The organism is Pseudomonas khavaziana, assembly GCF_019145205.1.
Taxonomy (GTDB): Bacteria; Pseudomonadota; Gammaproteobacteria; order Pseudomonadales; family Pseudomonadaceae; genus Aquipseudomonas; species Aquipseudomonas khavaziana.
This window is the reverse complement of record NZ_JAHSTT010000005.1, coordinates 293,035-312,435: the sequence shown is the minus strand read 5'-3', so window position 1 is coordinate 312,435 and position 19,401 is coordinate 293,035. Positions and strand designations below refer to the sequence as shown.

Sequence of the window (19,401 nt, the reverse complement as noted above, 5' to 3'; positions counted from 1 at the left end):
TCCTACATCAGGTACGGTATTCCGCATTGATCTTCACGTACTCGTGGGACAGGTCGGTGGTCCAGATGGTTTCGCTGCACGCGCCGCGCCCCAATTCGATGCGGATGGTGATTTCTTCCTGCTGCATCACCGCCGAACCCTGGGCTTCGGTGTAGGTTTCGGCACGAGCACCCCGGCTGGCAATGCACACGCCGCCGAGGAATACGTCGATCTTGCTCACGTCCAGGTCCGGCACGCCGGCACGACCGACAGCCGCCAGGATACGGCCCCAGTTCGGATCCGAGGCAAATAGCGCGGTCTTGATCAGCGGCGAGTGCGCCACGGTGTAGCCCACGTCCAGGCATTCCTGATGGTTGCCGCCGCCGTTGACTTCAACCGTCACGAACTTGGTCGCGCCCTCGCCGTCGCGCACGATGGCCTGGGCCACGTCCATGCACACTTCAAACACCGCCTGCTTCAACGCCGCGAACAGCGGGCCGCTGGCTTCGGTGATGGGCGGCAGGTCAGCCTGGCCGGTAGCAATCAGCATGCAGCAGTCGTTGGTCGAGGTGTCGCCATCGATGGTGATGCGGTTGAACGACTTGTTGGCCGCGTCCAGGATCAGGCTCTGCAGCACGTCGCGGGAGACTTTGGCATCGGTGGCGATATAGCCGAGCATGGTGGCCATGTTCGGGCGGATCATGCCCGCGCCCTTGCTGATGCCGGTCACGGTGACCGTCACGCCGTCGTGCACGAACTGACGGCTTGCGCCTTTAGGCAAGGTGTCGGTGGTCATGATGCCAGTGGCCGCAGCCGCCCAGTTATCCACAGACAGGTCATCCAGCGCGGCTTGCAGGGCGCCTTCGATTTTTTCCACAGGCAGCGGCTCACCGATCACGCCGGTGGAGTACGGCAGCACCTGGCTGGCGTCCACGCCGGTCAATTGGGCCAGCTTGGCACAGGTACGCGCCGCGGCCACCAGGCCAGGCTCGCCGGTGCCGGCGTTGGCATTGCCAGTATTGGTCAGCAGATAACGGATCGTACCGGCCACGCGCTGCTTGGCCAGGATCACCGGCGCGGCGCAGAAGGCATTGAGGGTGAACACACCGGCGACGGTCGAGCCTTCGGCACAGCGCATCACTACCACATCCTTGCGCCCCGGGCGCTTGATGCCGGCCGAGGCGATACCGAGCTCAAAACCGGCAACCGGGTGCAATGTGGGCAAAGGACCAAGACCAACAGCCATGAATGCGCTCCTCAAAAATAGGTGATGTCTGTGCCGTCGTGATCGACGGTGGGAATTAATGGCAAAACGCCGCGACGGCTAGTGCCGGTCGCGGCGCGGGGTGTTGCAGCGTCAGGCGAAAATCTTAGTTGATTTCGCCGTGGCAGTGTTTGAACTTCTTGCCCGAACCGCACCAGCACAGTTCGTTGCGGCCCAGCTTCTGATCGTTGCGCACCGGGGTTTGCGCAAGGGCCACATCGACCTCTTCGCCCAATGCCTCAGGCGCTTCCAGGCCCGGTGCTTCGTCATGCTGGAACTGCAGGCGCGCAGCCAATGCCTCGGCTTCCTGACGCAGGCGTGCCTCTTCCTCGATCGGGTCTTCGCGACGCACCTGAACGTGGGACAGCACGCGGATCGAATCGCGCTTGATCGAATCCAGCAGCTCGGAGAACAAGGTGAACGACTCGCGCTTGTACTCCTGCTTCGGGTTCTTCTGGGCATAGCCACGCAGGTGAATGCCGTGACGCAGGTGGTCCATGGTCGACAGGTGGTCTTTCCACAGGTCGTCCAGCACGCGCAGTACGATTTGCTTCTCGAAGGTGCGCAGTGCTTCGGCACTCGCCTGCTCTTCTTTTTCGTTGTACGCGGCCAGCAGTTCGGCCATCAGTTTTTCGCGCAGGGTTTCTTCGTACAGGTGATCGTCTTCGTCCAGCCATTGCTGGACCGGCAGATCGACCCCGAAATCGCTCTTCAACGCGGCTTCCAAACCGGCGACATCCCACTGCTCAGGCAGGGACTGTGGCGGGATGTGGGCGCTGACGGTGGCGTTGAGCACGTCCTGACGGAAATCGGCGATGGTCTCGCCAATATTGTCGGCGGCCAGCAACGTGTTACGCATGTGATAGATCACTTTACGCTGTTCGTTGTTGACGTCATCGAACTCGAGCAATTGCTTACGAATGTCGAAGTTGCGGCCTTCGACCTTGCGCTGGGCCTTCTCGATGGCGTTGGTCACCATGCGGTGCTCGATCGCTTCACCGGACTGCATGCCCAGGGCCTTCATGAAGTTCTTCACGCGGTCCGAGGCGAAGATGCGCATCAGGCTGTCTTCCAGCGACAGGTAGAAACGGCTGGAACCGGCGTCACCCTGGCGACCGGCACGGCCACGCAGCTGGTTGTCGATACGACGCGATTCGTGGCGCTCGGACGCGATCACCTGCAAGCCACCGGATTCGAGCACAGCCTGGTGGCGTTTCTGCCAGTCAGCCTTGATCTGGGCGATCTGCTCGGGGGTCGGGTTATCGAGGGAGGCCACTTCCACTTCCCAGTTACCGCCCAACAGGATGTCGGTACCACGACCGGCCATGTTGGTGGCGATGGTCAGCGCGCCTGGGCGACCGGCCTGGGCGATGATCTCGGCTTCTTTCTCGTGGAACTTGGCGTTGAGGACCTTGTGCTCGATGCCTTCCTTGTTCAGCAGGTTGGACACGTGCTCGGACGTCTCGATGGTGGCGGTACCCACCAGGATTGGACGGCCCTTGGCCATGCCATCCTTGATGTCATTGATGATCGCCGCGTATTTCTCTTCGGCGGTCAGGAACACCAGGTCGTTGTAGTCTTTACGGGCCAGCGGCTTGTTCGGCGGGATGACCACCACCGACAGACCGTAGATCTGATGGAATTCGAACGCTTCGGTGTCGGCCGTACCGGTCATGCCGGACAGTTTGTTGTACAGACGGAAGTAGTTCTGGAAAGTAGTGGACGCCAACGTCTGGCTTTCAGCCTGGATGTTGAGGTGTTCCTTGGCCTCGATGGCCTGGTGCAGGCCTTCGGACAGGCGACGGCCCGGCATGGTACGGCCGGTGTGCTCGTCGACCAGCACGACCTGGCCGTCCTGGACGATGTATTCGACGTTGCGATGGAACAGCTTGTGGGCGCGCAGGCCGGCATACACGTGGGTCAACAGGCCCAGGTTGTGCGCCGAGTACAGGCTTTCACCTTCGGCCAGCTCGCCGATCTGGGTCAGCATCTCTTCGACGAACTGGTGACCGGCTTCGTTGAGTTCGACCTGGCGGGTCTTCTCGTCGATGGTGAAGTGGCCTTCTTTGGTCACCACGCCTTCGACTTCCTCGATGTGCTGCTCCAGGCGCGGGATCAACTTGTTGATCTCGGTGTACAGGCGCGAGCTGTCTTCGGCCTGGCCGGAGATGATCAGCGGAGTACGGGCTTCGTCGATGAGGATGGAGTCGACTTCGTCGATCACGGCAAAGTTGAGTTCGCGCTGGAATTTTTCTTCCATGCTGAACGCCATGTTGTCGCGCAGGTAGTCGAAACCGAATTCGTTGTTGGTGCCGTAGGTGATGTCGGCGGCATAGGCGGCGCGCTTTTCTTCCGGCGGCTGGAACGGCGTTACCACGCCGACGGTCAGGCCGAGGAACTCATACAGCGGGCGCATCCAGTTGGCGTCCCGGCGAGCCAGGTAGTCGTTCACCGTCACAACGTGCACGCCCTTGCCGGACAGTGCGTTGAGGTACACACCCAGGGTGGCTACCAGGGTCTTGCCTTCACCGGTACGCATTTCGGCAATCATGCCTTCATGCAAGGTCATGCCGCCAATCAACTGCACGTCGAAGTGGCGCATGCCCATCACACGCTTACCGGCTTCACGGGCGACCGCGAAGGCTTCGGGGAGCAGCTTGTCGAGGGTTTCACCTTTGGCTATGCGGGCCTTGAACTCTTCGGTCTTGGCGCGCAATTGCTCGTCCGACAGGGCAACCATCTGCTCTTCGAAGGCATTGACCAGCTGCACCGTCTTGAGCATGCGTTTGACTTCGCGCTCATTCTTGCTTCCAAAAAGTTTCTTTAACAAAGGCGCAAACATATCGGCAGGTTCTTCCACACATAGGGATGGAGGGCGCACCGTCAGTGGCCCGAGCAGCCCTCACGGCCGCATGCGAACGCGCATTCTACCCTGAAACGTGGGTGAGGAAAGTGGCGTTGTTCCCCGATGCTGGCATGGGCCTGTGAGAGGGCTTGTTTAAAATAAGGGCTTTTGCTGGAACTTCAACCCATGAAGTGAAGAAGTTACCTATTGATTTCATGGGAAAAGCCCTGCAGAAGCATGGCTTGGGGCCGTATCGGTGCTTTCTGTTAAGATGAGCGCTCTGTTACTTAAGGTGTCCAGACATGGCATTTCGCCCTCTTACAGCCCGCGCTCCCGGCGTGTTGCTCCGCGAAGCCAAGCCGTTGAAAGCCATCTTCGGCCAGGCGCGACGCTTGGGCCATTTACAACGCCTGCTTGAAAGCCAACTGCAACCAGCCGCCCGTGAACACTGCCACGTGGCGTCCTGGCGAGAAGGCAACCTGCTGCTAATTGTGACCGACGGCCATTGGGCGACCCGTTTGCGCTACCAGCAAAAACGCTTGCAGCGGCAATTGATGGTATTCGATGAATTTGCCGGTTTGACGCGCATTCAATTCAAGGTACAGCCGCCCGCCGTGCCGCAGCGCACGGTGGGACACACGTTGGACCTGTCGGTAAATGCGGCCGAAACCCTGCAGGCAACGGCCGACGGGATCAGCGACCCGGACCTGCGTGCCGCCCTGGAGCGGCTGGCCGCCCACGCCCGGCCCAAGCCCTGAGTCGCTATTTGCGCTTGCTGCCGCCCAGCAGCGAGCCCAGCAAGCCACGCACCAACTGGCGCCCCATCTGGTTGGCGGCCTGCTGCATCGCTGACTTCAACGCCTTGCCTGCGGTGGTGCCGAGGAATGCGCCGGCCTTGTCGGTAAAGCTCGGTTCTTCGGCGGTCGGTGCAGTCTCGCCAGTAGGCCCAAGTTCCTTGCGCGCCATCAGCACCTCATAGGCCGACTCACGATCAACCGGCTTGTCATAGCGACCCAGCAGCGGCGAACTGGCGACCAAGGCCGCACGTTCGGCTTCGCTGAGCGGCCCGATCCGCGATTGCGGGGGGGCAACCAGCACGCGCTGGACGACTTCTGGCGTGCCTTTTTCCTGCAAGGTGCCCACCAACGCCTCACCGGTGCCCAGCTCTGTCAGTACCGACAAGCTATCGAACGCCGGGTTGGGCCGAAAACCATCCGCCACCGCCCGCAGGGATTTCTGTTCTTTTGCGGTAAAGGCGCGCAAGCCGTGCTGGACACGTAAGCCCAGTTGCGCCAGCACCGTATCGGGCAGGTCGCCTGGCGATTGGGTGACGAAGTACACGCCGACACCTTTGGAACGGATCAAGCGCACCACTTGCTCCAGACGCTCCTGCAGGGCTCTGGGCGTGTCGGCGAACAACAAATGGGCCTCGTCGAAAAACAGCGCCAGCAAGGGTTTGTCGGCATCGCCGCGCTCCGGCAACTGTTCGAACAACTCCGCCAGCAGCCACAACAGGAAGGTCGCGTACACCTTGGGCGCTTCATGCACCAGGCGGCTGGCGTCCAACAGGTGGATGCGCCCACGGCCATCGCTGGCTGGCTGCAAAATATCCTCCAATTGCAGCGCTGGCTCGCCAAACAAGGCTTCGGCGCCTTGCTGTTCCAGCACCGCAAGCCGCCGCAGCAACGCCTGACTGGAGCCCGTGGTCATCAATGCCGCGTCTTCGCCAAGCAGTTCCGGGTGATAGCGCAGGTGGTTAAGGAGCGCCTTGAGGTCCTTGAGGTCCAGCAGCAACAGGCCTTCGCGGTCCGCCACCTTGAATGCCGCGTAGAGCGCCGATTGCTGGCTGTCGGTGAGTTCCAGCAGGCTGCCGAGCAATAACGGGCCCATTTCGCTGATGGTGGTGCGCAGTGGGTGGCCGGACTGGCCATGGATATCCCAAAGGGTGACCGGGTACGCCTGGGCCGTGTAATTCAGGAACGGCATGCCGGCAATCCGCTCGGCGACCTTGCCCTGGGGGTTGGCGGCGGCGCCCAGGCCGCACAGGTCGCCCTTGATGTCGGCGGCGAACACCGCCACACCCGCATCACTGAAGGCTTCGGCCAGGCGCTGCAAGGTGACGGTCTTGCCGGTGCCCGTGGCGCCGGCGATCAACCCATGACGGTTGGCCAGGCGCATGGACTGGGCGATGGGCTGGCCGTCTGGGCCGGCACCGATAAGCAGTTGAGTGGAGTCAGGCATTTCGTCACCTATGGTTAATCTTTAGTGCTGCGAGGTCGATATAGACAAATGTAAGCCCGACAAAGACTAAAAAATGGTCAGATAATTCCGATATGGACCAACGGAGCTATCACCAGAAATACCACACCTTTTTTGACGCTGCCATTTTGCGCCTCCCGCCCAGGACGCGCCTCGGATATTAAGACCTTAGCGGACCCTACAAGCCATGAATAAAAATCTGCGCTTCAGCCACAAAATCCTGCTTGCAGCCTCCCTTATCGTCATCGCCGCCTTCGCGTTGTTCACCCTCTACAACGACTACCTGCAACGCAACGCGATTCGCGACGACCTCAATAACTACCTGCATGAAATGGGCGACGTCACCGCCGGCAATATCCAGACCTGGCTCACCGGGCGTATCGCCCTGGTGGAAAACGCAGCACAAAATATTGCTATCAACCCTGAACCGTCCGTGGTCGCCAGCCTGCTGGAACAGAAAGCGTTGACCTCTTCATTCATGGCAACCTACGTCGGCGACAGCCAGGGCACTTTCACCATCCGCCCTGATACAAAGATGCCCGACGGCTTCGATCCGCGCGTTCGTCCCTGGTACAAGGGCGCCCAGGCCAGCAACGGCTCAACCCTGACCGAACCCTATATCGACGCGGCCACCGGTCAACTGATCATCTCGGTTGCCACTCCCAGCGCCAAGGCCGGCCAGAGCATCGGCGTGGTAGGCGGCGACCTCAGCCTGCAAACCCTGGTGGATAACATTGGCGCGCTGGACTTCGGCGGCATGGGCTATGCCTTCCTGGTCAGCGCCGACGGCAAAGTGCTGGTGCACCCGGACAAAACCCTCGTGATGAAGACCCTGGCTGACGTGTACCCAAAGGACACGCCGAAGATCAGCGGCGATTTCAGCGAAGTACAAGCCAACGGCAAAACCAACATCGTGACCTTCACCCCGATCAAAGGCCTGCCATCGGTGAACTGGTACCTGGGTGTGTCGGTGGATAAAGCCAAGTCGTTCGCCATGCTCAGTGAATTTCGCACCTCGGCCGTGATCGCCACGATCATTGCGGTGGTGATCATCATCGCCCTGCTGGGCATGTTGATCCGTGTCTTGTTGCAACCGCTGCACCTGATGACCCGCGCCATGCAGGACATCGCCGACGGCGAGGGCGACCTGACCCGCCGCCTGGTCATCCAGAACAACGACGAGTTCGGCACCTTGGGCACTGCCTTCAACCGTTTCGTCGAGCGCATCCACACCTCGATTCGCGAAGTCTCGTCAGCCACCGAGCAGGTCAATGAAGTGGCGCTGCGCGTGGTCAGCGCCTCCAACTCGTCGATGGTCAACTCCGACGAACAGGCCAACCGCACCAACAGCGTCGCCGCCGCCATCAATCAACTGGGGGCCGCTGCCCAGGAGATCGCTCGCAACGCCGCCCAAGCTTCCAACCAGGCCAGCGATGCACGGCACTTGGCCGAAGACGGCCAGCAGGTGGTTGAACGCAATATCAAGGCGATGACGCAGCTGTCGAGCATGATCAGCGCCTCGAGCAGCAATATAGAAGCACTTAATAGCAAGACCGTGAATATCGGTCAGATTCTTGAAGTGATCACCAGCATTTCCCAGCAAACCAACCTGCTGGCGCTCAACGCGGCCATCGAAGCGGCACGCGCTGGAGAAGCCGGACGCGGCTTTGCGGTAGTGGCCGATGAAGTGCGCAACCTGGCCCACCGCACCCAGGAGTCGGCGCAACAGGTGCAGAAGATGATCGAGGAGCTGCAAGTCGGCGCGCGGGATTCGGTAAGCACCATGAGTGAAAGCCAACGCCACAGCCTGGACAGCGTGGAAATCGCCAACCTGGCCGGCGAACGCTTGAACAGCGTGACCCAGCGTATTGGTGAGATCGACGGCATGAACCAGTCGGTCGCCACTGCCACCGAAGAACAGACCTCGGTAGTGGAGTCGATCAATATGGACATCACCGAGATCAACACCCTCAACCAGGAAGGCGTGGAAAACCTGCAATCGACGCTGCGCGCCTGCTCGGACCTGGAACGGCAAGCTTCACGCTTGAAGCAATTGGTGGGCAGCTTCCGCATCTGATAGACAGAGGGGGGCTGGCGGTACTCAGTCAAAATGTGGGAAGCGGTGCGACAACTCGACTACACAACTTCGGGTCCAGCGGCGTACCCCTCCCACATTTGCCAGCATTTTCAATGCTTGAACATACCTCACGGCATCAATCCCAATCGAACATCTCTGCGCGTCTCAGGTCCACGTTAATGAGAGCAATGGATCGGAGGGATGTTTATCGTGCATATCGCTGACATAACCATGTTCTACGCCCCGGCGAGTGGCGGCGTACGCACTTATCTCGACGCCAAGCACCGGCGCCTGGCGCTCAAGCCTGGGATTCGCCACAGCCTGCTGGTGCCTGGCGCTCACTTGAGCGAGCACGACGGGATCTTCAAGGTGCCGGCGCCTGCCCTGCCCTTTGGCAAGGGCTATCGCTTCCCCCTCCGCTTGGCGCCCTGGCGAAATGTGCTGCACGATTTACAGCCCGATCTTATCGAAGTCGGCGACCCCTACCTCACCGCCTGGGCCGCGCTCGATGCACGGCGCCAGCTGGACGTACCGGTCATCGGCTTTTACCACTCCGACCTGCCACTGCTGGTAAGCAACCGCATGGGGCCCTGGTTTACGCCCAACGTCGAGGCGTATGTCAGCAAGCTCTACGGGAATTTCGACCGGGTGCTGGCCCCCAGCAAGGTGATGGCCGACAAACTCACCGGCCTTGGGGTCAGAAATGTCTTCGTCCAACCGCTGGGGGTGGACCTGCAGACCTTCACCCCCGACGTGCGCGATCCTGGCCTGCGCGCCGAGCTGGGGATAGGCGAAGACACCCGATTGTTAATCTTCGCCGGGCGCGGTTCCAAGGAGAAAAACCTGCCGGTGCTGCTCAATTGCATGAAGCGCCTGGGCGACGGCTACCATTTGCTGCTGGTGGGCTCGGGCATGCCGGCCAACGTGCCGGATAATGTCACCGTGGTCGATGGATTCCGCCCTGCCCAGCATGTCGCCCGGCTGATGGCCAGCGCCGACGCCTTGCTGCATGGCGGCGACCAGGAAACCTTCGGCCTGGTGATCCTGGAGGCCATGGCCTGTGGCATCCCGGTCGTCGCCGTTGCGGCCGGGGCCTTCACTGAAATTGTCGACGAGCGCTGTGGCCTGCTGTGTGCGCCCAACAACCCCAAGGCGATGGCTGACGCGGTGCGCGAACTGTTCGGTGCCGACAGCCGACGCCTGGGCGCCCAGGCGCGGCAGCACGTTGAGCAGCATTATGCGTGGGACACCGTAGTCGATAGCCTGCTGGGCCATTATCACGCCGTGCTGGGCACGCACAAACCGATGCTCGCCCATGGCTGAGCGTTCGGTCATGCTGGTGTTGCACGATGTAGCACCGAGCACCTGGGCCGACTATCGGCCGTTTGTCGAGGCCGTGGATGCACTGGGCAACGTGCCCATCACCTGGCTGGTGGTGCCGGACTTCCATCGCCATGACGACCTGGCCGCCCACGCCGACTTTCGCCGCTTGCTCGACAGCCGCGTAGCCAGGGGCGATGAACTGACCTTGCACGGCTATTATCATTGCGACGACCAGCCCAGGCCACGCACACCAAAAGACTGGTTCATGCGGCGCATCTATACCCATGAAGGCGAGTTTTACCAGTTGTCCCAGGCCGAAGCGTTGAAGCGGCTTACCGCTGGCATTGAGGTATTTCAGCGCAATGACTGGCCGCTGCACGGGTTTGTCGCCCCCGCCTGGTTGATGAGCGACGGCACCCGCCAGGCATTGCGCCAGTTGCCGCTGAGCTACACCAGCGACCCGCAGCATCTTTATCGACTGCCTGACTTCACACGCATCGACGCCCCAGGCCTGGTCTGGAGCGCCCGCAGCGCATGGCGGCGCGGCCTGTCCAAAGTCCTCAGCGACCAACGGGAGCAGCGCTGGCAGAGCGCTCCGGTGATCCGGTTGGGGCTGCACCCGGTGGACATGCGCCACGAGTTTTCTCGTCGTGCCTGGCTACAAACCCTGCAACGCCTGCTCAATGCTGGGCGCACTCCACAGACCAAGGCCGCCTGGCTGGCGACGCAGCCATGAGCCGACTGATCTGGCTAGTGCTGGCCCTGCTCATCGCGCTGGTGATTCCCGTGTGGCTGGGCGGCGGCGAAACCCTTTTGCGCCTGCGGCAGTTCCCCTTGCCCCAATTGCTGGGGATGTTTGCCATGATTATCGGCTGCTGGCTGATCAACAGCCTGCGCATCCGTCTGCTGCTCGGCGAGCAGCGCGGCCAGTTGGGGCCGCTCAAAAGCCTTGGCGTGGTGATCTCCACCGAGTTCGCGATGTGCGCTACGCCCGGGGGCAGCGGTGGGCCCCTGACACTGATGGCGCTGCTGGCGCGCAATGGCATACGTCCTGCCCATGGCAGCGCGGTGTTTGCCATGGACCAGTTGAGCGACTTACTGTTTTTTCTCTGCGCGCTGGCGGGCATTCTCTTGTATGCGCTGTTCCATAGCCTCAACCCACGCATGGAGTGGCTGCTGGGGCTCAGCGCGGTATCGATGGTCGGCGGGATCATCAGCGGCTGGCTGGTCGTGCGTTATCATCGCCGCCTGATTCGCCTGACCGGCCTGGCGCTCAAAACCCTGAAAGTACGCGCCAGCACCCGCCGACGCTGGGCGCGCAAATTACTGCGCTTTCTCGCGGCCTTTACCCAAACCCTGAAATTGCCTTGGCACACGCTGTTACGGGTGTTTGCGCTGACCAGCCTGCATTGGTTATTGCGCTACAGCGTGTTGTACCTGGCGCTGCGTGGCCTGGGCGGCGATGTGCAGTGGGCCTGGAGCTTCCTGATCCAGATGCTGGCATTGACGGCGGGGCAATTCAGCCTGTTGCCGGGCGGAGCCGGGGCGGCCGAGCTGACCTCGGCGGCACTGTTGGCGCCCATGGTGGGCAAGTCCACGGCCGCGGCGGCGATTCTGATCTGGCGGGCGGTGACCTATTACTTCTACCTGCTGGCCGGCGCACCGGTGTTTCTATTGATGGTCGGCAAACCGCTGCTCAAACGTCTTTTTCGGGGGGCACGCAAGGCTCGTCCTGTTGCAGCTGTTCCCACAAGCGGGCAGCCCCGGGGAAATCAGTACCATCCTCGGCATCCAGCGCATCCGGGTCGTAGCGACTCAGACAGCCCTCGCCCAAGGTAGCGGGCGCCCTGGAGGTGGCTTTATCTAGGGGGTCGGTCATGTGGGTGTCCTACAAATAAAAAAGGGCCTGGGGAGTTTTACCCCCAGGCCCTTTCTTATTCAACCCAACGGGCTGGTCAGAACACCACGGTCTTGTTGCCATGCACCAACACGCGGTCTTCCAGGTGATAACGCAGGCCACGGGCCAGCACCATCTTCTCGACGTCACGGCCGAAACGCACCATGTCTTCGATACTGTCGCTGTGGCTGACGCGTACGACGTCCTGTTCGATGATCGGGCCGGCATCCAGCTCTTCAGTGACGTAGTGGCAGGTCGCGCCAATCAACTTCACGCCGCGCAGGGAAGCCTGGTGATAGGGCTTGGCCCCGACAAACGACGGCAGGAAGCTGTGATGAATATTGATCACCTTGCCGGCGTATTCACTGCACAGTTCCGGCGGCAGGATCTGCATGTAGCGCGCCAGCACTACCACGTCTGCATCGTGCTGCTTGACCAGGCGCGATACCTCGGCGAACGCAGGCTCCTTGTCCTGGGGATTGACCGGCACGTGGTAGTACGGGATGCCATGCCATTCGACCATGCTGCGCAGATCGTCATGGTTGGAGATCACACAGGCAATCTCGCAATCCAGCTCATCGCTGTGCCACCGGTGCAGCAGGTCCGCCAGACAGTGGGATTCGCGGCTGGCCATCAGCACCACGCGCTTCTTCTGCTCCGTGTCGGTGATGTGCCAGGTCATCGAAAACTCTTCGGCGATGGGCGCAAACGCCTCGCGGAAGGCTTGCAGGCCAAAGGGCAAGGTGTCGGCACGAATTTCGTGACGCATGAAAAACCAACCGCTGAGATCATCCGAGTGATGGCTCGCTTCGGTGATCCAGCCATTGTGGGAAGCCAGAAAGTTACTGACCTTGGCAACGATGCCAACCCGGTCCGGGCAAGCAATCACCAGCCGAAAAGTGCGCATTAGGGGGAAACTCCAGAACTTCGCAAAGGCCGCTATTCTAGCGATTGCGCAGAAAAACTGCAGTATTCCTGACGCCTTATTCGCGGCGCTGGTCCTGGCAACACCCCTTAATCGCGTAAGGTTTTACCACCGCTGTATGATCGTATAAGGCAAACACGAGCAGTTAACCGGAAATTAACGCGATTATCTTTCTGCCCAGCGCCTATTAATTAACTCGTTTGCAGCGCTTTGCCACAAACATTCAATCTAATTCACATAATCACCGTCTTAAATGTTTACTTGGCGAAATTGGCTGACTATTATTGGGCCACTCACCCTGCCAATCAGCGTTCTACATAAGGTAGTCCACATGTCTCTGATCAACGAATACCGCGCCACCGAAGAAGCCATCAAAGAGCTGCAAGCTCGTTTGAAGAACCTGTCCCAAGACGACAAGCTGCAAACCGAGCTGGAATTCGAAGGTAAATTGCGCACCCTGATGGGTGAATACTCCAAATCCCTGCGTGACATCATCGCGCTGCTGGATCCAGAGTCGAAAGTTAAAGCACCACGCGGCGCTGTAAAAACTACCGGCACCAAGCGTGCTCGCAAGGTCAAGCAGTACAAAAACCCGCACAACGGTGAAGTGATTGAAACCAAAGGTGGCAACCACAAGACTCTGAAAGAGTGGAAAGCCAAGTGGGGCGGTGATGTCGTTGAAGGTTGGGCTACCCTGCTGGGCTAAGCCTGGTCGGACCTTCGCCCGATACGCAACACATTAAAAAACGCCAGCTTGCTGGCGTTTTTTAATGTCAGGATATTCTGTAGTTATCCACCTACAGATTCAGTCGAGCGGCTAAAGAGTCGGCATAGTCCTGCCATTGCTTGAGTACCCTGCACTGAAACGATGTAGCACTAACGGCCAACTCCTCACGCGCCTGCTTAAATGCCAGCAAGGTATTCGGTGCCCCCCACTGCGGATCCGACAAACGTTGCTGGCAGAACAGTTTCCAGCGCTGTTGCTCCTCATTGTTCAAGGTTTCAGGAAAGTTACGCGCGCGGTAGCGAAATAATAATTCCGGCAAACGATGATCATCGAACGGCCACTGCTGACGCGCTAACTGCGCGGGCTCTGCCATGCGAACTTGTTCACATAAACGCCGGTCACGGTCGCCAATAAAGCCATCGTAGAGCTGCTGCTCCGGGTCTTGGTTCGCCGCAAAATCTTCCTCGGCGTAAATGGCCGCCAACTTGTCACGCCAAACTGCTTGTGCGTCAGTTAGCCGCAGCGCCCGTGCCTGAAAAGTATCCATATCCAATTGCAGACGCTCGCGATCTTGCGGGCGCAGCACCTTCAACGGCGCGACCACCGGGCAGCGGTTGATATGCAACAACTTGAGGGGCACCGGCAGTTCACCTTCGGCCAACTCGTCACGGCGCGTGTAAAGGCGCTCGCGCAGGGTCTCGGCATCCAGGTCCAACAACCCCTGCGGGTCGAGCCCCAAGTCACAGACGATCAAGGCATTGCGATTGCGCGGGTGCCAGGCCAGTGGCAATACCACCCCCAGGTAATGGCGCTCGGCAGAAAAGCGCCCGGAGATATGCACCATCGGTTGCAGCAACCGCACCTGATCCATGACCCGCTGCTTGCTACGCAGTTGAAACAACCATTCATATAGCTTGGGCTGTTTTTCCCGGACCAGGCGCGCCAGGGCGATAGTCGCCCGCACATCAGATAACGCATCGTGTGCCTGGCCATGCTCGATACCGTTGGCTTCGGTCAACCGCTCGAGCTTGAGCGTCACGCGCCCGTCTTGTTCAGGCCAGGTAATGCCCTCGGGCCGCAATGCATAGGCAGTACGCATCACATCGATCAAGTCCCAACGGCTGTTGCCGCCTTGCCACTCCCGCGCATAAGGATCGAAAAAGTTGCGATACAGGCTGTAGCGCGTCATTTCATCGTCAAATCGCAGAGTGTTGTAGCCGGCGCCGCAGGTGCCTGGAGTGGCCAGTTCGGCGTGCACCCGGGTCATGAAGTCGGCTTCGGCAAGGCCTTGTTGCATCAGGACGCCAGGGGTAATCCCGGTGATCGCGCACGCAGCCGGATGGGGCAGGATATCGTCGCTGGGCTGGCAATAAAGGTTGATCGGCGCACCGACCTCGTTGAGGTCCAGATCAGTGCGGATACCCGCTACCTGGAGCGGGCGATCGCTGCGCGGGTTGATACCGGTGGTTTCATAGTCGTACCAGAAAATCGAGGTCACGGGCTATTCCTGTGCTGAAGACCGACAAAGTCTAGGCGCTGCAAGGTGCTCGGGGCCAGCGATACCTTTACTGTATAAATACCCAGCAAAACCTTGAAGGGTTGCTTCCACCGTCGACACTGCTAGCATCCGTGTCTCTTAGTCGCGGTGCAAAGGATCGCAATGGCATCAACACCCCTGGATACCCACTACCAGATCGAGACGCCGGAAGGGATCGACCTGCCCTTGCGTCCTGCCGGCCTGCCACCCCGGGCATTGGCCTTTGCCTTCGACCTGGGCGTGCGTGGGATCATCATGGGTATCCTGCTGGTGCCCCTGGCGCTGCTTGGCAACATTGGCGTCGGGCTAGGCTCTCTGCTGCTGTTCCTGATGAGCTGGTGGTACATGGTGCTGTTCGAAGTCCTCAACCAGGGTTCCTCCCCAGGCAAACAGGTGATGGGCCTGCGGGTGGTACAGGACGACGGCACGCCGATTGGCTGGTCGGGGTCGTTGATCCGCAACCTCTTGCGCTTTGTCGACATGCTGCCCTTCGGTTACTTCCTCGGTGCGATCAGTTGCCTGCAACACCCGCATTTCAAGCGGCTTGGCGACCTGGCCGCGGGCACGCTGGTGGTCTACCGCGAACTGCCGCTGGTGCGCCCGCGAATCCCTCAAGCCACCGCCCTGCGCCTGCCCTTCGCACTGCAACTGAGCGAGCAGCGGGCCATCCTCGGTTTCGCCGAGCGTCAGGCCGAGCTCTCTGCCGAACGGGTGCATGAATTGGCCGCCATCCTCGCCGAGCCCCTGCAGGTACCCCCGGCCCGCGCCGTGGAGCAGCTCAACGGTGTGGCCCGTGGCTTGTTGGGGCCGACATGAAGCAGAGCCATTTTGAAAGCCGCCACCAGCCACAATGGCAAGCCTTTGCCGAACAGCTCAAGCAATTGGAGCAAGGCAAAGCCAAGGCCGCCGATGTCGCGGGCTTCCCTCATCAATACCGACGTCTGTGCCAGCACCTGGCCCTGGCCCAGGAGCGCGGCTACAGCAGTTACCTGGTAGACCCGCTGCAACAACTGGCGCTGCGCGGCCACCAACAGCTGTATCGCCATCGCAGCCAGCTGCCGGCAAACGCGCTGGCGTTCATCCTCGCCGACTTCCCACGCCTGGTACGCCAGCAGTGGCGCTTCGTACTGATCGCCGGCCTGCTGTTCTTTGGCAGCCTGGTGGGGATAGCACTGCTGGTCTACCTGTTTCCCGACCTTATCTACAGCATCGTCAGCCCCCAACAAGTAGCCGAAATGCAGGGCATGTACGACCCCCAGGCCAGCCGCCTGGGCCGTGCCGCCGAGCGTGCCGCCAGCGAAGACTGGATGATGTTTGGCTACTACGTGATGCACAACATCGGCATCGCCTTCCAGACGTTTGCGGCCGGCCTGCTGTTCGGCCTGGGCAGCGTGTTTTTCCTGATTTTCAACGGTTTGGTCATCGGCGCGGTCTCCGGGCACCTTACGGAGATTGGCTATGGCCAGACCTTCTGGTCATTTGCCATTGGCCATGGCGCGTTCGAGCTCACCGCCATCACCCTGGCAGGTGCCGCGGGCCTGCAATTGGGCTGGTCACTGGTCGCGCCGGGCCGGTTGGCACGCGGCGAGGCCCTGCGCCTGGCGGCCCGCAAAAGTGTGCGGATGCTCTGCGGTGTCATGGTGCTCCTGCTCATCGCTGCGTTTATCGAAGCCTACTGGTCCTCCACCACCAGCATTACCCCCTGGATCAAATACCTGGTGGGCGCCGCGCTCTGGCTGCTGGTGGCCGCCTACCTGATATTCGCCGGGCGGACTCATCATGCGCCTGACTGACTCCAGCGTGATGATTCGCCCGCGTACCGCCTGGGAAGCCATGGACCTGGGTGTGTTGATGGCCAGACAACATCGCCTCTTGCTGATGGGCAGTTGGGCACTGGTAAGCCTGCCGGTGTTTATGCTGCTCACTGTGCTGATGTGGCGTTACCCGTCGCTGGCCATGTTCCTGTTCTGGTGGCTCAAGCCGGCCTTTGACCGCTTGCCGCTGTACATCCTGTCCAAGGCCCTGTTTGGCGAAACACCCAGCCTCAAACAGGCCGTTCGCCATTGGCCGCACCTGCTGAAGGAGCAACTGTTCGCCAGCCTGACCTGGCGGCGACTGAGCCTGAGTCGCAGCTTTACCCTGCCGGTCAGCCAACTTGAAGGTCTCGATGGTCATGGGCGCCAACAGCGCCTGGGGGTATTACTGCAACGCAATGCCGGAGCCGCACGCTGGCTGACGATCATCGGTGTACACCTGGAAATCGGCCTGTGGTTCGGCGCCATGGCCTTGTTCTATCTGTTCATCCCGCAAAACGTGGAACTGGACTGGGATTGGCAACGGATGGCCTTGGCAACGGGCTCGGACGTGCTATGGCTGGAACACCTGGGCAACGCGTTCTATGCCATGGCGCTGGTGTTCTGGGAGCCCATCTACGTCGCCTGCGGTTTCAGCCTGTACCTCAATCGGCGTACGGTCCTGGAGGCCTGGGACCTGGAGTTGATATTCCGGCGCTTGCGCCAGCGCCTGAGCAGTGTTGCGCCAGCATTGTTGCTGGTCGTGGGCCTGGTACTGCTGCAGCTCAGCCCATCAGCCATGGCCCAGGAACCGCCTGGCCCCAAGTCGCTCAGTACCCAGGCCGCCAGCCAATCCATCAAGGCGATGCTGGAAAAGCCACCGTTCAAGAATCCGGAAACCGTCACACGCTATCGGTTTGGCGAAGAAAAGGCGCCGGTCGGAAACCAAGGCCATGGCGATGGAAAACTACCCCGCTGGCTCCAGGCCTTGCTCGACAACCTCAACAGCGATGCCTTCGGGCAAGTCGCTAAAGCCTTGGAAATACTGCTATGGAGCCTGGTGATTGGCGGGCTGGCGCTGGTGGTGTGGCGTTACCGCGAATGGTTGCGCGCCTTTGTCAGTCACAGCCGACGGCCTCGCCCGAAAACAGCCAGTGCCATGCCCACCCAGCTGTTCGGCTTGGAATTGGGCACCGACACATTGCCCGATGACCTTGCCGGCGCCGCCGAACAGCTATGGCCCACCCAGCCACGGGAAGCCCTCGGCCTGCTGTATCGCGGCCTGCTCAGCCGGCTATTGCACGAATACAACCTGCCGCTGAAAAGCGCCGACACCGAAGGCCAGGTGCTGGAGCACGTGCATCGCTTGCAGCAGCCGCAGTTACTGGCATTCAGTGACGAACTGACACGGCACTGGCAAAACCTCGCCTATGGTCATCGCCTGCCTCCCTCCTCGGCCCAGAAGAAGCTATGCAACGACTGGCGTGGACTGTTCAGTGACGGAGCGGGCCAATGAACCGCCCATTAGTGTGGGTAGCACTGCTGCTGGTGTGCCTGCTGGGTATGGGCGGCTTGTATGCCTGGCACAAGGCAATTCCCTACGACGAAGTGGTGGATCGCGGCCCATCGCCTGATGCCCGGGCCAACCCCTATCTGGCTGCCGAGCATTTCCTGGGCGAGCAAGGCCTCACAGTGGAGCACGCCAACGGTCTTGAACGCCTCGCCGACCTGCCCGCCAAAGGCCATAGTCTGTTGCTGCTGGGGGATCGCAGCAACATGACTCCACGCCAGGTCGAGCAACTGCTCGAGTGGGCCAAGGCCGGGGGCCACCTGCTCTTGGTCGCCGAGGCCTTGTGGGACGAAGAAACCGGCAAAAGTGGCGATCTGTTGCTTGATCGCCTCAATATCCGTCAAACCTTGAGCGAGACCTTCGACGATCCGCCACGGCCTCGTAAAAAGCCGGCACCGGACCTGACCAAACTCTACGTCGACAACGAAACCGCCCCTGCGCATTTCAGTTTTGACACCGACTTCAACCTCATCGACCCCAAGCACCTGGCACAGTTCTCTGCCAACAGCGCGCAGTCCAGCCATCTGATGCAACTGAACCTGGGACAAGGCCGTGTCACGGTGGTGACCGACAGCGACCTGTGGAAAACCCCTGGCATCGGCAACCACGATAACGCCTGGCTGCTCTGGTACCTGAACCAGGGCACCCAGGTAACCTTGCTGTTCAACAGTGACGTGGACGATCTGTTTACCCTGTTGCTGCGTTATTTCCCCCAGGCCCTCGTCGCCCTCGCAGCACTGGTTGTCCTGGCGCTGTGGCAGGCCGGCATGCGCCACGGCCCCGCCCAGGCTCCGGCGCCCAAGGCTCGTCGGCAGCTACAGGAACACTTGAAGGCCAGTGCCGATTTCCTGCTGCGCCGCAGCGGCCAGGGCACCTTGCTGCGAGCCTTGCAGCTCGACCTCCTGCGCGCCGCCCGGCGCCGCCACCCAGGCTTTGAACACCTCGACAGCGTAAAGCAACGGCAGGTGCTGGAACACCTGACACGGCAACCTTCCCATATCATCAGCCAGGCGCTTGAACCACTAGCGCTGAAACGGCTCTCCAGTGCCGATTTCAGCCGACAGGTAGCGTGCCTGCAAACCCTCAGGAATGCCTTATGATCCGGCACGTTGTGATCGTTAGATCTCTGTGTTATCAGAATCATAGGTCTGTCCGATGCGGACTGTAGGGCCGTTGTATTAGCCCTCCCACAGTCCGAATAGACA

At 60.7% G+C, this 19,401-nt stretch carries 15 protein-coding genes and 1 pseudogene; 11 read left to right on the top strand and 5 right to left on the bottom strand.

The window, feature by feature from the left end:
• Positions 1-7: 7 nt before the first annotated feature.
• A complete protein-coding gene (argJ, locus tag KVH01_RS14935; protein WP_217881920.1) occupies positions 8-1,225 on the bottom strand; it encodes a bifunctional glutamate N-acetyltransferase/amino-acid acetyltransferase ArgJ in 1,218 nt (405 codons plus the stop codon).
• Positions 1,226-1,349: 124 nt separating this feature from the next.
• Complete coding sequence (gene secA, locus KVH01_RS14930; protein WP_043050017.1) at positions 1,350-4,085, bottom strand: preprotein translocase subunit SecA; 2,736 nt, start codon at positions 4,083-4,085, stop codon at positions 1,350-1,352.
• A 305-nt stretch (positions 4,086-4,390) separates the two neighbouring features.
• Between secA and KVH01_RS14925 the strand changes: the two genes are divergently transcribed.
• Positions 4,391-4,846, top strand: a complete 456-nt coding sequence (locus tag KVH01_RS14925; protein ID WP_217881919.1) for a DUF721 domain-containing protein — start codon at positions 4,391-4,393, stop codon at positions 4,844-4,846.
• Between the two features lie 4 nt (positions 4,847-4,850).
• On the opposite strand, the gene KVH01_RS14920 is transcribed toward KVH01_RS14925, so the two are convergent.
• On the bottom strand, positions 4,851-6,329 hold the full coding sequence (locus KVH01_RS14920; RefSeq protein ID WP_217881918.1) for a helicase HerA-like domain-containing protein: 1,479 nt from the start codon (positions 6,327-6,329) through the stop codon (positions 4,851-4,853).
• Between the two features lie 205 nt (positions 6,330-6,534).
• On the opposite strand from KVH01_RS14920, the pseudogene KVH01_RS30630 reads away from it, so the two are divergent.
• From KVH01_RS30630 to KVH01_RS14900, 5 genes and pseudogenes are all read left to right on the top strand, one after another.
• Positions 6,535-7,566, top strand: a pseudogene (locus KVH01_RS30630) (HAMP domain-containing protein); the annotation flags it as partial.
• 93 nt (positions 7,567-7,659) lie between these two features.
• Positions 7,660-8,424: a methyl-accepting chemotaxis protein gene (locus KVH01_RS30625; RefSeq protein ID WP_370881239.1), complete on the top strand. Its 765-nt coding sequence runs from the start codon at positions 7,660-7,662 to the stop codon at positions 8,422-8,424.
• Positions 8,425-8,625: 201 nt separating this feature from the next.
• On the top strand, positions 8,626-9,747 hold the full coding sequence (locus tag KVH01_RS14910) for a glycosyltransferase family 4 protein (protein ID WP_046069332.1): 1,122 nt from the start codon (positions 8,626-8,628) through the stop codon (positions 9,745-9,747).
• Positions 9,740-10,483 (top strand): DUF2334 domain-containing protein, encoded by a 744-nt coding sequence (locus KVH01_RS14905; RefSeq protein ID WP_217881917.1) that lies wholly within the window; start codon positions 9,740-9,742, stop codon positions 10,481-10,483. The genes KVH01_RS14910 and KVH01_RS14905 overlap by 8 nt, the downstream gene beginning before the upstream one ends.
• Positions 10,480-11,586 carry a lysylphosphatidylglycerol synthase transmembrane domain-containing protein gene (locus KVH01_RS14900; RefSeq protein ID WP_217881916.1) on the top strand — a complete coding sequence of 369 codons (1,107 nt, stop codon included), beginning with the start codon at positions 10,480-10,482 and terminating at the stop codon, positions 11,584-11,586. Before KVH01_RS14905 ends, KVH01_RS14900 begins: the two co-directional genes overlap by 4 nt.
• A 116-nt stretch (positions 11,587-11,702) precedes the next feature.
• Here KVH01_RS14900 and purU read toward each other — a convergent pair whose 3' ends face one another.
• Positions 11,703-12,551, bottom strand: coding sequence for a formyltetrahydrofolate deformylase (purU, locus tag KVH01_RS14895; protein WP_217881915.1), 849 nt, complete (start codon positions 12,549-12,551; stop codon positions 11,703-11,705).
• Between the two features lie 349 nt (positions 12,552-12,900).
• Between purU and mvaT the strand changes: the two genes are divergently transcribed.
• Positions 12,901-13,275, top strand: a complete 375-nt coding sequence (mvaT, locus tag KVH01_RS14890) for a histone-like nucleoid-structuring protein MvaT (protein ID WP_005790963.1) — start codon at positions 12,901-12,903, stop codon at positions 13,273-13,275.
• 91 nt (positions 13,276-13,366) lie between these two features.
• Here mvaT and sbcB read toward each other — a convergent pair whose 3' ends face one another.
• Positions 13,367-14,794: an exodeoxyribonuclease I gene (sbcB, locus tag KVH01_RS14885; RefSeq protein ID WP_217881914.1), complete on the bottom strand. Its 1,428-nt coding sequence runs from the start codon at positions 14,792-14,794 to the stop codon at positions 13,367-13,369.
• A 162-nt stretch (positions 14,795-14,956) separates the two neighbouring features.
• Here sbcB and KVH01_RS14880 point away from each other — a divergent pair, with 162 nt between their 5' ends.
• Genes KVH01_RS14880 through KVH01_RS14865 form a run of 4 tightly spaced genes read left to right on the top strand, consistent with a single transcriptional unit; the run spans position 14,957 to position 19,296 of the window.
• On the top strand, positions 14,957-15,649 hold the full coding sequence (locus KVH01_RS14880) for an RDD family protein (RefSeq protein ID WP_217881913.1): 693 nt from the start codon (positions 14,957-14,959) through the stop codon (positions 15,647-15,649).
• Positions 15,646-16,626, top strand: a complete 981-nt coding sequence (locus tag KVH01_RS14875; RefSeq protein WP_217881912.1) for a stage II sporulation protein M — start codon at positions 15,646-15,648, stop codon at positions 16,624-16,626. Before KVH01_RS14880 ends, KVH01_RS14875 begins: the two co-directional genes overlap by 4 nt.
• Positions 16,613-18,142, top strand: a complete 1,530-nt coding sequence (locus tag KVH01_RS14870; protein ID WP_217881911.1) for a DUF4129 domain-containing protein — start codon at positions 16,613-16,615, stop codon at positions 18,140-18,142. The genes KVH01_RS14875 and KVH01_RS14870 overlap by 14 nt, the downstream gene beginning before the upstream one ends.
• Positions 18,139-19,296, top strand: a complete 1,158-nt coding sequence (locus tag KVH01_RS14865; protein ID WP_217881910.1) for a DUF4350 domain-containing protein — start codon at positions 18,139-18,141, stop codon at positions 19,294-19,296. Before KVH01_RS14870 ends, KVH01_RS14865 begins: the two co-directional genes overlap by 4 nt.
• Positions 19,297-19,401: the final 105 nt, after the last annotated feature.

Coding starts and splice junctions, on each gene's coding strand:
- argJ (WP_217881920.1), bottom strand. CDS start 1,225: ATGGCTGTTGGTCTTGGTCCTTTGCCCACATTGCACCCGGTTGCCGGT.
- secA (WP_043050017.1), bottom strand. CDS start 4,085: ATGTTTGCGCCTTTGTTAAAGAAACTTTTTGGAAGCAAGAATGAGCGC.
- KVH01_RS14925 (WP_217881919.1), top strand. CDS start 4,391: ATGGCATTTCGCCCTCTTACAGCCCGCGCTCCCGGCGTGTTGCTCCGC.
- KVH01_RS14920 (WP_217881918.1), bottom strand. CDS start 6,329: ATGCCTGACTCCACTCAACTGCTTATCGGTGCCGGCCCAGACGGCCAG.
- KVH01_RS30625 (WP_370881239.1), top strand. CDS start 7,660: ATGGTCAACTCCGACGAACAGGCCAACCGCACCAACAGCGTCGCCGCC.
- KVH01_RS14910 (WP_046069332.1), top strand. CDS start 8,626: ATGTTTATCGTGCATATCGCTGACATAACCATGTTCTACGCCCCGGCG.
- KVH01_RS14905 (WP_217881917.1), top strand. CDS start 9,740: ATGGCTGAGCGTTCGGTCATGCTGGTGTTGCACGATGTAGCACCGAGC.
- KVH01_RS14900 (WP_217881916.1), top strand. CDS start 10,480: ATGAGCCGACTGATCTGGCTAGTGCTGGCCCTGCTCATCGCGCTGGTG.
- purU (WP_217881915.1), bottom strand. CDS start 12,551: ATGCGCACTTTTCGGCTGGTGATTGCTTGCCCGGACCGGGTTGGCATC.
- mvaT (WP_005790963.1), top strand. CDS start 12,901: ATGTCTCTGATCAACGAATACCGCGCCACCGAAGAAGCCATCAAAGAG.
- KVH01_RS14880 (WP_217881913.1), top strand. CDS start 14,957: ATGGCATCAACACCCCTGGATACCCACTACCAGATCGAGACGCCGGAA.
- KVH01_RS14875 (WP_217881912.1), top strand. CDS start 15,646: ATGAAGCAGAGCCATTTTGAAAGCCGCCACCAGCCACAATGGCAAGCC.
- KVH01_RS14870 (WP_217881911.1), top strand. CDS start 16,613: ATGCGCCTGACTGACTCCAGCGTGATGATTCGCCCGCGTACCGCCTGG.
- KVH01_RS14865 (WP_217881910.1), top strand. CDS start 18,139: ATGAACCGCCCATTAGTGTGGGTAGCACTGCTGCTGGTGTGCCTGCTG.